This is a genomic window from Pseudomonas monachiensis, from assembly GCF_047345015.1.
GTDB classification, from domain to species: Bacteria; Pseudomonadota; Gammaproteobacteria; order Pseudomonadales; family Pseudomonadaceae; genus Aquipseudomonas; species Aquipseudomonas monachiensis.
Genome location: NZ_CP178857.1, coordinates 940,121 through 953,066, shown reverse-complemented (window position 1 = coordinate 953,066; position 12,946 = coordinate 940,121). Strand labels below are relative to the sequence as shown.

11 protein-coding genes are annotated in these 12,946 nt (G+C 62.8%); 5 read left to right on the top strand and 6 right to left on the bottom strand.

All coding sequences use genetic code 11. The annotated features are described in order from the left end of the window. Nucleotides 1-8: 8 nt before the first annotated feature. From msrA to msrB, 3 genes are read right to left on the bottom strand one after another with little or no spacing between them, the layout of a single operon-like run. Nucleotides 9-716 carry a peptide-methionine (S)-S-oxide reductase MsrA gene (gene msrA, locus ACMDB8_RS04185; protein WP_409078278.1) on the bottom strand — a complete coding sequence of 236 codons (708 nt, stop codon included), beginning with the start codon at nt 714-716 and terminating at the stop codon, nt 9-11. A 30-nt stretch (nt 717-746) separates the two neighbouring features. Beyond that, a complete protein-coding gene (locus ACMDB8_RS04180; RefSeq protein ID WP_223542459.1) occupies nt 747-2,513 on the bottom strand; it encodes a cytochrome c biogenesis protein DipZ in 1,767 nt (588 codons plus the stop codon). Between the two features lie 33 nt (nt 2,514-2,546). Next, nucleotides 2,547-3,065: a peptide-methionine (R)-S-oxide reductase MsrB gene (gene msrB / locus ACMDB8_RS04175; RefSeq protein ID WP_223542460.1), complete on the bottom strand. Its 519-nt coding sequence runs from the start codon at nt 3,063-3,065 to the stop codon at nt 2,547-2,549. Nucleotides 3,066-3,251: 186 nt separating this feature from the next. On the opposite strand from msrB, the gene ACMDB8_RS04170 reads away from it, so the two are divergent. Then, entirely contained in the window at nt 3,252-3,971 is a 720-nt protein-coding gene (locus tag ACMDB8_RS04170; RefSeq protein WP_056728524.1) for a response regulator transcription factor, read from the top strand. After that, entirely contained in the window at nt 3,968-5,488 is a 1,521-nt protein-coding gene (locus tag ACMDB8_RS04165; RefSeq protein ID WP_409078279.1) for a sensor histidine kinase, read from the top strand. The genes ACMDB8_RS04170 and ACMDB8_RS04165 overlap by 4 nt, the downstream gene beginning before the upstream one ends. 43 nt (nt 5,489-5,531) lie before the next feature. Here the strand turns inward: ACMDB8_RS04165 and ACMDB8_RS04160 are convergent, their stop codons facing one another. Together ACMDB8_RS04160 and ACMDB8_RS04155 are read right to left on the bottom strand one after the other, a co-directional pair. Next, the gene (locus tag ACMDB8_RS04160) at nt 5,532-6,476 is read right to left on the bottom strand and encodes a CobW family GTP-binding protein (protein ID WP_056728520.1); all 945 of its coding nucleotides are present in this window, start codon (nt 6,474-6,476) and stop codon (nt 5,532-5,534) included. Further along, a complete protein-coding gene (locus ACMDB8_RS04155; protein ID WP_223542462.1) occupies nt 6,473-8,221 on the bottom strand; it encodes an amidohydrolase in 1,749 nt (582 codons plus the stop codon). Before ACMDB8_RS04155 ends, ACMDB8_RS04160 begins: the two co-directional genes overlap by 4 nt. Before the next feature lie 284 nt (nt 8,222-8,505). Here ACMDB8_RS04155 and ACMDB8_RS04150 point away from each other — a divergent pair, with 284 nt between their 5' ends. The 3 genes from ACMDB8_RS04150 to ACMDB8_RS04140 all read left to right on the top strand — a co-directional run bounded on the left by ACMDB8_RS04150 (nt 8,506) and on the right by ACMDB8_RS04140 (nt 12,017). Next, the gene (locus ACMDB8_RS04150; protein WP_056728515.1) at nt 8,506-9,411 is read left to right on the top strand and encodes a LysR substrate-binding domain-containing protein; all 906 of its coding nucleotides are present in this window, start codon (nt 8,506-8,508) and stop codon (nt 9,409-9,411) included. Between the two features lie 140 nt (nt 9,412-9,551). Further along, a complete protein-coding gene (locus ACMDB8_RS04145; RefSeq protein ID WP_056728513.1) occupies nt 9,552-10,256 on the top strand; it encodes a hypothetical protein in 705 nt (234 codons plus the stop codon). Between the two features lie 333 nt (nt 10,257-10,589). Next, nucleotides 10,590-12,017, top strand: coding sequence for a PLP-dependent aminotransferase family protein (locus ACMDB8_RS04140; protein ID WP_409078280.1), 1,428 nt, complete (start codon nt 10,590-10,592; stop codon nt 12,015-12,017). A 114-nt stretch (nt 12,018-12,131) separates the two neighbouring features. Here the strand turns inward: ACMDB8_RS04140 and ACMDB8_RS04135 are convergent, their stop codons facing one another. Beyond that, nucleotides 12,132-12,932: an N-acyl homoserine lactonase family protein gene (locus ACMDB8_RS04135; protein ID WP_223542464.1), complete on the bottom strand. Its 801-nt coding sequence runs from the start codon at nt 12,930-12,932 to the stop codon at nt 12,132-12,134. Nucleotides 12,933-12,946 lie beyond the last annotated feature (14 nt).

The following is a 12,946-nucleotide window of genomic DNA, read 5'->3' as shown; positions in this document are numbered from 1 at the left end:
CCATGCATTTACATCCCTGCCTTCACCAGCACCGGCTGTTCCTGATAACGATTGGGGTACAGCTGCTTCAACTGCGCGACCTTCGGCAAGTCGTTGATCACGATGTATGGATAGGTCGGATGTTCGGTCAGGAAGTCCTGATGTTCCTCCTCCGCCGGGTAAAAACCGTTGAAGGTTTCCAGCTTGGTCACGATCGGCTTGTCGAAGGCATGGGCGGCGTCGAGCTGGGCGATGTAGGCCTGTGCGACCCGCTGCTGCTCGGCACTTTTGGTAAAGATCGCCGAGCGATACTGGGTGCCGCTGTCCGGTCCCTGGCGGTTGAGTTCGGTCGGGTTGTGCGCCACTGAAAAGTAGATCTGCAGCAAGGTGCCGTAGCTGACCTGAGCAGGATCAAAGGTCACTTCGACCGACTCCGCATGGCCGGTATTGCCGTTGCTGACGCGCTCGTACTGCGCGGTGTTTGCCGCCCCGCCCGCGTAGCCGGAGACGGCGTTCTTCACGCCTTTGACATGCTGGAACACCCCTTGGACGCCCCAGAAGCAGCCGCCGGCAAACACCGCGGTTTCGCTGCGGGCCTGGGTGGTTTCGTCGAAGGCCGGCGGTGGAAGGACTACCCCCTCTTCGGCACCACCGAAGGAGAAAGCCGAGCATTGGCTGATGATGCCGGCAGCTGCCAGCCCCAGCAGGGCACGGCGCCAGGTAATGAGTGTTTTCATGGGGCGAACTCCTCAAGCGCAGGAAAGTAATCAGCCGAAGGTGAAGGCGTAAGCCGACGCACCCGGGTCAAGAAACTCGATACTGAAGGTCCGGTCGGTCACGCCGCCGCTCTGGCGCACCAGTTGATACAAGCGCTGGTCCGTCACGGTGCCGCTGCCATCGGGGGCCACGTCCATGCCGTGGTCATCGCCGGGGGCCTTGCCGTCGATCAGCACCTTGAAGCGCACCGGCTTGCCATCGGCGCCAGGGCCGAGCACCAAATGCAAGTCACGGGCGTGGAAGCGATAGACGATGCGACTGGCCGGGGCGCTGGCGGTGGCCCGCTCCGGGCCGACATGCCACTGGCCGCCCAGGCTCCAGTCGTTGAGGGCCAATTGCGCCGGCGGGTTGTAGGCCGCGACCTTGTCCGGCACCAGCGCGGGTTGCGATACGAAATGTTCCGCGCGCTGGTAGCCGACATAGGTTTCCGGCGACTGCACGGCGTCGCTGTCCGGGGCCATTTGCACACCCTCGGCCTGGGCACTGATCAGCCCGTCCGCAACCTTGGCCGCCCCCGCCTCGCGCAGCAATTGCTGGATGACCCGCTCCGATTCGGCGTACGCGCCTTCGCCGAAGTGGTGATAACGAATGCGTCCCTGGGCGTCGGCAAAGTAATGCGCCGGCCAGTACTCGTTGTTGAAGGCGCGCCAGATCTTGAACTCGTTGTCGATGGCCACCGGGTAGTTGATGCCCAGGTCTTTCATGGCCTTGGTGACGTTGCTGACGTCGCGCTCGAAGGCAAACTCGGGCGCATGCACGCCGATCACCACCAGGCCCTGATCACGATACTTCTCGGCCCAGGCCTTCACATAGGGCAGCGAGCGCAGGCAGTTGATGCAGGAGTAGGTCCAGAAATCCACCAGCACGACCTTGCCTTTCAAGGCCTGGGCATCGAGGGGTGGCGAGTTGAGCCATTGCACGGCGCCGTCCAGTGGCGGCAGGTTGCCCTCGACCGGCAAGGTGCCCGGGGTTTTGCCAGCCACTTGCACCGCACCCTCGGCGATCGCATTCGGCGCCGCGCTGTTACGCGGCGACTTGCCGCTCAGCTTCTCCACCAACGCTTGCTCGATACCACCGGTCGACGCCGTGGAAATCCGCGCCAGAACCCCCGTATCCAGACCCAGGGCAATCGCCGCCACACCAGCCAACATCGTCGCGCCAAGACCGCGACGCAGCCATTCGCCCGTGCCAATCGAGCGCTTCATCGCGGTGAAGACTTTGCCGCCCAGCAACAAGGCCAGCGCGAGGGATGTGGCAGCGCCGGCGGCATACGCCAGCAGCAAAAAGGTGGTTTGGATGCTCGCGCCTTGCAACGCCGCACCGGTCAACAGCAAACCTAGGATCGGCCCGGCACAGGGCGCCCACAGCAAGCCGGTGGCCACGCCGATCAACAACGAAGCACCAGGACGTGGCCGCGAATCGGCGCCCGCCGCCACCGACAAACGACTGCCCGCCGCCACCAATGGTCGGGTCAGGCGCTCGGCCAATTGCGGCAGCAACAACGTCAGTCCGAACAGCGCCACGAACACCAGCGCCAGCCAGCGCCCGTACTGGTTGAGCTGCACCACCCAGCCACCGCCCACCGCCGCCAACGTGGCGACCAATGCGAAGGTCAGCGCCATACCCACCAGCAGCGGCAACCCGCTTTTGACGAAGGGTTGCCCGGTGCGGGCGAAGACAAACGGCAACACCGGCAGAATGCACGGGCTGACAATCGTCAGCACACCACCGAGATAAGCGAGGACCAGCAGCCACATGGCGATTACCTGCAAAAAGTGAGTGGTAGGGAATCACACCGTCTTGGGCACGAATTTCATCGCCAGGCCGTTCATGCAGTAACGCAGGCCAGTGGGTTTCGGGCCATCGTCAAAGACATGCCCCAGATGCCCGCCGCAGCGCCGGCAATGAACCTCTTCGCGGACCATGCCGAACGCTCGGTCCTGGCGGGTCGCCACGGCCTTGTCCAGGGGTGCCCAGAAACTCGGCCAACCGGTGCGGCTGTCGAATTTGGTCGCCGAGGAAAACAGCGGCAACTCGCAACCGGCACAGACGAAGGTGCCATCACCGTGCTCGTTGTTCAGCGGGCTGCTGTAGGCGCGTTCGGTACCCTCTTCGCGCAGGATGTCGTACTGCTCGTCACTGAGGATCGCGTGCCATTCGCTGTCGCTGTGGGTCACTTCGAACGCCTCGGCCGCGCTGGCCTCACTGATCAGTGCAGTGCCTGTGGAAAACTTCGGCAACAGGCCGATTGCCAGGGTTGCCACCCCCAGTCCGCCGCTCACTAAAAGAAATTGCCGTCGTGAAAACATGCTCGTCTCCAAAAAATCCGGGGGTGTTTCATGGAACACAGCCTAGGCTTTGGGTGATCGCCAAATCCTCACGGGAAGTTAAACAATTCGTGATAACTCAGACCCCGAAAAACCCGCACAATGCTTCTGCCCGAACAGTAGGGGTATTGCGCATCATGCGTGCATCGCACTGAAGGATTGAGCTGTATGGAACAGACCAAACGCGTCCTGGTGGTCGAGGACGATATGCACATCGCCGACCTGATCTGCCTGCATCTTCGCGATGAACAGTTCGAGGTGGTGCACAGTGCCGATGGCGATGAAGGCATGCGCCTGCTGCAACAGGGCAACTGGGACGCACTGGTCCTCGACCTGATGCTGCCAGGTGTCGACGGCCTGGAAATCTGCCGCCGCGCCCGGGCCATGGCCCGCTACACGCCGATCATCATCACCAGCGCGCGTTCCAGCGAAGTGCACCGGATTCTCGGCCTGGAACTGGGTGCCGACGACTATCTGGCCAAGCCCTTTTCCATGCTCGAACTGGTGGCCCGGGTCAAAGCGCTGCTGCGCCGGGTCGATGCCATGGCGCGCAACCTGAAGATGGACGCCGGCAGCCTGCTCACCGACGGCCTGGCCATCGACCCGATCACCCGCGATGTGTCCCTCGACGGACGGCGCCTGGACCTCACGCCCCGGGAGTTCGACTTGCTATATTTCTTCGCCCGCCAGCCCGGCAAGGTGTTTTCGCGCATGGACCTGCTCAATGCCGTGTGGGGCTACAGCCACGAAGGCTACGAGCACACGGTCAACACCCACATCAACCGCCTGCGCGCCAAGATCGAGGCCGACCCGGCGCAACCGGTGCGCATCCTCACGGTCTGGGGCCGCGGCTACAAATTCGCCACAGGCGAGGAGCCGCAGCCATGAGGCTGACCCTGACGCAACGCCTGTCCCTGGTGTTCGCCGTACTGCTGCTGGTGTGCTGCGGCACGTCGGCGTGGTTGCAGGTGCGCTCCAACCAGATGCATGAGCAGGAAGTGGTGCAAGGCTTGTCCCGGGACCTGGCGCAGCACATCGCCAGTGACACGGTGCTGATGGACACCCAGGGCCTGATGCCCAATGCCGTGCGTGACCTGTTCAGCAAACTGATGCAGGTCAACCCGAGCGTCGAGGTGTATCTGCTCGATTCCACGGGCAAGATTGTCGGCAGCGCCGCGCCCGAGGGCCGGATCCGTCGTGAGCGGATCGACCTGGCACCGATCCAGCGCCTGTTGCGCGGCGATGCCCTGCCGATTCTCGGCGACGACCCGCGCAGCGTCGATGCGCGCAAGGTGTTCAGCGCTGCGCCGCTGAAGGTCGATGGAAAACCGGCCGGTTATCTCTACGTGGTGCTGCTCGGTGAAGACCATGATCGACTGTCCGAACGCGGTGCAACCAGCGCGGCGCTCAACACAGCGCTGTTGTCTATCGGCCTGGTGGCACTGCTGTGCCTGATTGCCGGTCTCACGGCGTTTGCCCTGATTACCCGGCCGTTGCGCCGCCTGACCGAAACCGTCAGCCAGTTCGACATCGATGGCGTGCCGGTCACCCCGGCCCTGCCCGTCACGGTGGAAAAAGCCGCCAGCCACGATGAAATCGCCGTGCTCGATGCCGCGTTCCGGCAGATGCAGACACGCCTGGGCGAACAATGGCGTTCGTTGACCCGCCAGGATCAGGAACGCCGCGAACTGGTGGCTAACATCTCCCACGACTTGCGCACGCCGCTGGCCTCGTTGCACGGTTATCTGGAAACCCTGTCGCTCAAGGACGCCACGCTGTCCCCTGCCGACCGCCGTCGCTATCTGGGCATCGCCCTGGACCAGAGCCGCAAGGTCGGCGGTCTGGCGCAGTCGCTGCTGGAACTGGTGCGGCTGGAACACGGCTTCGTGCAACCGGTGCTGGAACGCTTTTCCCTGACTGACCTGGCCCAGGACATCTTCCAGAAATTCGAACTCAGCGCCGAAGCGCGCAAAGTCGAACTCAAGGCCACCTTCGCACCGAATGCCTCGGCGGCCTGCGCGGACCTCGGCTTGATCGAGCGGGTGCTGACCAACCTGTTCGACAACGCCCTGCGCCATACCCCGGCCGGTGGTGAGGTCGAGTTGGACCTGCGCCCGCAAGGCTCATTCATCGAAGTCACGGTCAGCGATACCGGCCCCGGCATCGCCCCGGAACTGCGCGAAGGGTTATTCCTGCGCCCGTTCAATATCGGCGGCGCACGGCGCGATGGCGGGTTGGGGCTGCGGATCGTGCATCGCATCCTGCAATTGCACGGACGCGAGATTCAGTTGATCGACGTGCCGGGGCGCGGGGCGACGTTCCGGTTTTCGTTGCCGATCGATGAGGAAACGGCGACTGCATTGGCGGTGCGCTCGATGAACCTCAATACACCGAGGCAGGCCTGACTGACCGAGGCGCCTGCTCGCGAAGAGGCCAGCCCGGCCGCAGTCATGCGCTCACCTTCACGGTGCAGGCCTCAAGCCCCTGCCCCAAGGCTTCCCAGCCGTCGAAACCACGGCGGGCAATACACACCAGGCGTGTGGTCTTTGCCTGGGCTTCATCCGTGGCCGGCAGAAACTGACTGCGGGTGCCGACGTGTTGCAGCCAGTGGGCCTTGTTGCCCTGCGCAAGCTTCACCAGCCCCTTGACCCGAAACACATCGCCGGGCAGCGCCTGCAACCAGCCCCGCAACCCCTCGGCATCAAGCGCCTGGTCGCTTTGCCAAAGCCAACTGCTGAACATATCGCCGTGATCGCCATCGGACACCCGTGCCAGCGGTTTCACTGTGCGCGGCTCAAGCTCCAGATCGGTGTCGAGCCACAGCGCATCGGGCAACTGCGCCTGCACGCTTTCGTGCACTCGAGTCCTGAGGCCCAACACCTCGCGCAGCGCCCGCAACTGCGGCTCGTCGATCAGGTCGATCTTGTTGAGCAACAGCAGGTCGGCGGCCGCCACTTGCGCCCGGGCCAGCCGCGCGTACTCGCCATCGAGTTGCAGATGACGGGTGGCATCGACCACAGTAATCACCATGTCCAGTTGCATCTGGCTGCGCAGCTGTGGATAAGCCAGGGTCTGCACGATGCGCTGCGGATCGGACACGCCGCTGCACTCGATGACGATGCGCTCCAGCCGTGGTTCCAATTGAGCAAGGCTGCCCAGTTGCGCCAGCAGGTCCTCCTGCACGGTGCAGCAGATGCAGCCGTTTTGCAGGCTGTACACCGCGTCGGAGACTTCGGAGACGATGGCCGCATCGATGTTCAGCTCACCGAAGTCGTTGACGATCACCGCCAGCCGACTGCCTTCGGCACGGCGCACCATGCGGTTGAGTAGCGTGGTTTTACCGGCGCCGAGAAACCCCGAGACGACGGTCACGGCAATGCGTGGGGAAGTCATTCTGCCTTGCCCTCCAGCACCGGTGGTTCGCCCTGCCACACCGCCTTGAGGCCCAAGGCTTGCAGCGTCGAATGACGGTCGTAGACCAGTTGCCCTTCAACGAAGGTCAGCAGCACCCGGGTCTTGTGGATGTAGTTGCGCGCCGGCTCGGCGAACAGGTCGCGGTCGATGACGATCAGGTCCGCCGCCTTGCCCACTTGCAGGCTACCGGTGCTGTGTTCCAGGCCCATGGCCACGGCGCCGTTGCTGGTGATCACGGTCAGTGCCTGTTCGAGACTGATCGGGTCGCCGAAGCAGGCCGGGTCGTCGTTCCACGGGTTCTGCCGGGTGATCATGGTTTCCAGCGCCAGCCACGGGTCGATGGACGCCACCGGCCAGTCAGTGCCCATCACCGCGGTGCCGCCTGCGGCGAGCACGCCTTTGAAATCGTAGATGCGCTTGAGTCGCTCCTGGCCGTAGCCGGAACGTGCACCGCTGGCGAATGGTGTCGGGTACCAGGCGGCCGGGGAGAATTCGGCGATGACGTTCAGTTCCTTGAAGCGCGGCAGGTTACCGGGGTGCAACAAGGTGCTGTGGGCGCACTGGTGGCGCACGCCGCTGAAACCGTTGCGACGACGGGCCTCGGCCACGGCATCGAGGAACACGTCCGACGCACCGTCACCGGTGCAATGGGCAATCACGCGGATGCCCTTGCGATCCATGTCCACCACCATGTCGGTGATGTGCTCCGGGGTCAGGTTGAGCTTGCCGCGCCAGCTCGATTCCTGCGGCCATGGGGTCAGCAGGTACGAAGACTTCGGCTCGACCGTGCCGTCGAAGTGGAACTTCACCGCGTTGGCACTCAGGCGTGCGCTGCGGTAGTAGTGACGCTCGCCCGCCAGCAGTTCCCAGCGACGACGCACCGGGAAAATGTCGTCCTGCCAACTGATCGCCGCTTCGATGCGCACCGTCAGTTCGCCGCTGTCGTCCAGTTCCTTGAGGGCCTGCAAACGCTGTTCGCAAACGTGCACGTATTTGCTCGCCGTGACGCCGCGTGAGCTCTGGAAATGCACGCCATCGCGATAGGCGCGGCGCAGCACGCTGACCGGGGTCGGCGGCATCGCGGCGTGGATCATCGCGTAGGCTCCGTCGATCATCAGGCCAGTCGGTTCGCCGGTCAGTTCGTCACGCTCGAAGTAACCGTTGCGCGGATCGCTGGTGTTGCCATCGATGCCGGCCAGTTCCAGGGCCCTGGAGTTGACCATCATGGTGCCCCACATGCGATCGAGCAGCGCCACCGGACGGTCCGGCATGACACTGTCGAGCCAGGCGCGGCCCGGGGTCAAACCCGCTTCGCGGAAGGTGTAGCGCACCCAGTACTGACCGTAGATCCAGCCGTCGCCGGGATGGCTGTCGGCGTAGGCAAGGATGCTTTCGCGCAGTTGCTCCGGGGTCGGGTCTTCGATGCCGACGTCGAGGTCGTCGCTGTAGCGCGGCGCCAACGCGAGGTCGGGGTGGGTGTGCATGTCGTGCAGGCCGGGCATGCAGAACGCGCCTTGCAGGTCATGCACGCGGGTGTTCGGGCCCTTGAACATCTCGATCTGGCCGAGGCTGGCGACACCGATCAACTTGCCGTCGCGGATGGCCACGGCCTCGGCCCACGGGTTGGCCGGGTCCTGAGTGTAGATACGCCCGTTGGCGAGGATCAGGTCGGCGTAAGTCCCCTGCGTGGAATGGGTAGAGGAAAAGTTGTCGGACTCAGCCATGTCAGCCACCTTCGAGTTCAGGAGATTGAAAGGTCCACCGGGCGCCAGGCGAGTCGGGAACCTGAAAAAACTGTTGTTGTTTTCGTCAGCAGGAAAGGTCGCGGGCAGCACCCTGTTTGAGGGTGGGCCTGACCGGCCGATGACAATTAGCGCTAGTATTGTTGAATCAACCGATACAACAATCGATTTTTTTTGGCCTGACTGTTCGATTTACCTCACCATAAGGGAAGCCATCGGTGATCGGTATCTGCAGGCCTTTCTTCCACCTTTGAACGGGATGATTTATGCGATTTCCTTCGATGACAGCCCTTCGTGCGCTGGATGCGGTTGCCCGCACAGGTAGCGTGTCGGTCGCGGCCCGTGAGCTGAACCTGACCCGCAGCGCCATCAGCCACCAGATCAGCAAGCTGGAGGAGTGTGTCGGCTTCGCCCTGACCGAACGGATCGGCCGTGGCATTGGCCTGACGTACCAGGGCGAGCGTTATGCGCGGGAGGTGCACGCAATTCTGCTGAACCTGCTCGATGCCGGGCAGTTGATCGACGACCAGGAAATCTCCGGCCGGCTGTGCGTCAGTTGCGCGCCGGGGTTCGCCACCTATTGGCTGTGCCACCACATCGGTGCGTTTTTGCGGCAGTACCCGCAAGTGCAGTTGCAGCTGATTTCCCCGCGCACGCCGGACGACACCAACAACCCCAACGTCGATCTGTTCATCGCCTACGGGATCGGCGACTGGCCGCAAATGAATGTTGAAGAGATTGTGGCTTTGCGCTTCTTCCCGGTGTGCAGCCCACGCCTGATCAACGCCCTGGGCGGACTGAAAAACCCGCAGGAGCTCAGCACTTACCCCTTGCTGCACATGACCGACTACTCGGACTGGCGCATCTGGCTGACCGCCGCCGGCGCTTCGGGGGTCAATGCGTTGAGCGGCATCCTGTTCTCCGATGCCCACTGCGCACAGTCCGCCTGCATTGCCGGCCAGGGCATCGCGATTGGCGACACCCTGATCAGTGGCGATGCCCTTTCCAAGGGTTTGCTGGTGCGACCGTTCGACATCAGCATCGATCTGCACCGTGGTTACTACCTGGCCACCGACCCGCAAAAGGCGGACCGCGCGGTAGTCCAGGCCTTCAGCAACTGGGTCAAGACGCAACTGCAATCGTCCCGCCAGACCTGGCAGGACACCCTGTAACGCTCCCACAGAAAGGCAAAAAAATGACCAGCCGCCCGTTGATCCGTGACAACGCCGCCCCGGTCCAATAGATTAGGCGACCTGAAAAAGCCCCTGGGCTTTCTCGCCCCAATTCAAGTTATAGAAGTAGTGAAATTTCAATGTCCGATTCCAATACCGCTGAAACCGTAGCCACCCTGTCGTCCAAAGCGGAATACGAAAACTCCATCAATCTTTCACAACACGTGCCTCAGGCAAAAACCATCAGCGAGATGGTGCTGGACGCTTTCCAGTCCACCCGCGAAAGCGACCAGATCCGCGAACTGCGTGCCGCCATCCGTCAGGCCCACGACAGCTTCGACGATGACAAAGCCTACGAACTGATGGGCCAGCTCAAGCAACTCAAGGACGCCGAGGCCGCGGACATCGCCGCCCTCGAAGACTTGAGCAGCAAATTCCCGATCAGCCGCATCCTGTCCAGCTTCAAGGACGACCCGGCGTTCCAGGAAATCGTCTACGGCCTGGCCCTGAAGGTGCTGAACCAGACCCACCAGGCCATCAGCAACCCGAGCGGCGGCAAGAGCAAAGCCGCCAAGGCCAAGAAAGAAGTCGAAGTGTTCACCATCAGCAAGGACGGCATGAGCGTCACCTTGCCGCTGCGCACCCCGCGCTCGCGCCTGAACGTCGACCGTGAAGCCCTGGAATTCCTCGGTTTCACCTTCGTTGGCGAAGGCGACGAAGCGGAACTGGAAAGCGAAACGTTCCTGGACAACAGCGGCGCCGAGCAAGCGGTCAACCGCAAGAACATCATTACTGCCCTGCAGCAGCAGACCGCGTTCGATGGTTACTCCATCGCCGCACAGTAAGGCGACCGCCCGCATTTGTGGCGAGCGAGCTTGCTCGCGCTGGGCTGCGTAGCGGCCCCAAAAATCTGACAACACTTGCCGACATTTTGTGAGTGCTCCGCACTCAAGCGGGAGCAAGCTCCCTCGCCACAGATACTTCACAGCCCCACTCAAGAGCCCCGCCATCAGAGCGGGGCTTTTTATTGCCCGTGATTCGGGCAAAACCGCGATTACTCTTCCAGTATCGACGTAGAACACCACTTCCCTTCACCCATGAGCACCACGGGTCCGCCTGCGGGGAGCGTCAACTCACTTTCCAGCCCAGTCCTCAGTGGTGCAACTGCCGAGGTCATCATGAACACGCCCCCCTTGTATCGCCAGTTGGCCAACCACTACCTGGACGCTATCCGCAGCGGCACCCTGAAAACCGGTGAACGCCTGCCCTCGATCCGCTTGATGATGGAAAAACACGCCGTCAGCCTGTCGACCGCCGTGCAGGTGTGCCGGGAGCTGGAAGACTGCGGTGTGCTGGAAGCCCGGCCGCGCTCCGGCAACTACATTCGCAAGCCCGACACCCTGTCCAGGCCCGCCCCGATCGCCCTGGCGCCAGCGCTGGATATCCGCGCATATGTCGGCATTCATGAACAGGTCTGCGCGGTGCTCAAGGCCAGTCAGCGCGCGACGATCAAGGTCAACTTCGCCAGCGCCTACTGCGCGCCTGAGCTTTACCCACTCAAGACCTTGCAAGACAACATGATCAAGGCGCTGCGCCACGACGCCTGCCTGCTCGGTACCGCGGGCGGCGCCTGCGGCAACAGCGCACTGCGCAATATCCTGGCCCGGCGTGCTCTGGCCAGCAAGACTCACCTGCCCCCCGAGCGGATCGTGATCACCAACGGCGCCACCGAAGCGATCAACCTGGCCTTGCGTGCGGTCACCCGCCCTGGCGACACCGTGGCCGTGGAGTCACCGACCTTCTACGGTCTGCTGCAAATTCTCGAAAGCCTGAACCTGCACGTGCTGGAAGTCCCGGCCTCGGCCCACACCGGGCTCAATCTGCAGGCCCTGCAACGGCTGCTGCAAGGCCCCGAGCGGGTCAAGGCGCTGATCGTCATTCCCAACCTGCAAAACCCGTTGGGCAGCATCATGCCCGACGCCAACAAGGCGCGGCTGGTGAAACTGTGCGCCGAGCACGACACCGTGCTGATCGAAGACGACACTTACGGCGACCTGGTGGACACCGAGCAGCCGCTGTCCACGCTCAAACATTGGGATAGCACCGATAACGTGATCCATTGCGCCTCGCTTAACAAAACCCTGGCACCGGGCATGCGCCTGGGCTGGATCAGCGCCGGCAAATGGCACGACCGTGTGGAGATGCTCAAGCACGCGCAGTCACGAGGGTGCGAGGCGTTGTCGCAACTGGCGGCCAGCGAATTCATGCGCACACCGTCCTACGAGCGCTACCTGCGGCGGTTGAGGAAAGCCCTGACCCAACAACGTCAACAGATGAGCGAAGCGATCATTCGCTACTTCCCCCTCGGCACCCACGTGACCAACCCCCAGGGCGGCACGTTGTTATGGGTGGAACTGCCTCGCCGGTATTCATCGATGACGTTTTTTCATGATGCGTTGAAGGTCGGCATCCAGATTTCCCCTGGGGATATCTTTTCCAATGCCAGGCGTTTCGATCACTTTGTGCGCATTGGCTGTGGCGCGCCGTTCTCGCCGCGGATTGACGAGGCCGTGCAGACCTTGGGGCGCTTGCTACATCAAGGTTGAACGCGATCCTGTGGGAGCGAGCTTGCTCGCGAAAGCGGTGTGTCAGTCACATCAATGTTGAATGTGCTGCCGTCTTCGCGGGCAAGCCCGCTCCCACAGGTTTTCGGGTGATCTTCAGAGCGGATTCTGGTGCAGGCAAATGATATGCGGGTCGTCATTCCAGTGCGGGAAACGCTCGGCGATCAGCGGGTCGTGGCCGGGGATGACGTGGTCTTCGCTGCCGGCCAGGCGGTCGATTTCGGTGAAGGCTTCGAGGGTTTGCGCCAGGTCATCGAGAATCGGAAACGGACTGCGCTCGCGAATGTTGACCCACAAATGCGCGGCATCCGAGGCCAGCACGATCCAGCCGCGCTCGGTGTTCACCCGCACCACCTGACTGCCCGGCGTATGTCCGCCCACCGGGTGCAAGGTCACGCCCGCAACGACCTCGACAACACCATTGTGCAAACGCATCCGCCCTTCGAACAGCGGCGGCAACGCCGACATCACGTCCTCGACTTCGTAGGTTTTGTTCACCGTGCGATGAGCCATTTTCGGCCCGGTGCAGAAACGCAGTTCCGCTTCCTGCAGATGCACGGTCGCCTTCGGGAACAGCCCGAGGTTACCGGCATGATCCCAGTGCAAATGGGTCAGGATCAGATGCTCGACCCGGGCCGGATCGATGTCCAGTTGCCGCAGGGACTCTTCCGGCAGGCGATACATCTGGCGATTGCGCCGGTGCGCCGTGGCCGGTTGGAAACAGGTGTCGACCACGATCACCTGCTGCTCGTTGCGGATGACCCAGAAGTAGTAGTCCAGCGGCATCGGTGCATTCGGATCACCGCAGCAGGCGTCGTAGAGAAAGTTCTCCCTGGCGCTGCGCTGGGCGTTTGCGCCGACGCGAATAGCGAACACTTCGTATACAGGAGCAGACATGGACACCTCCGGGT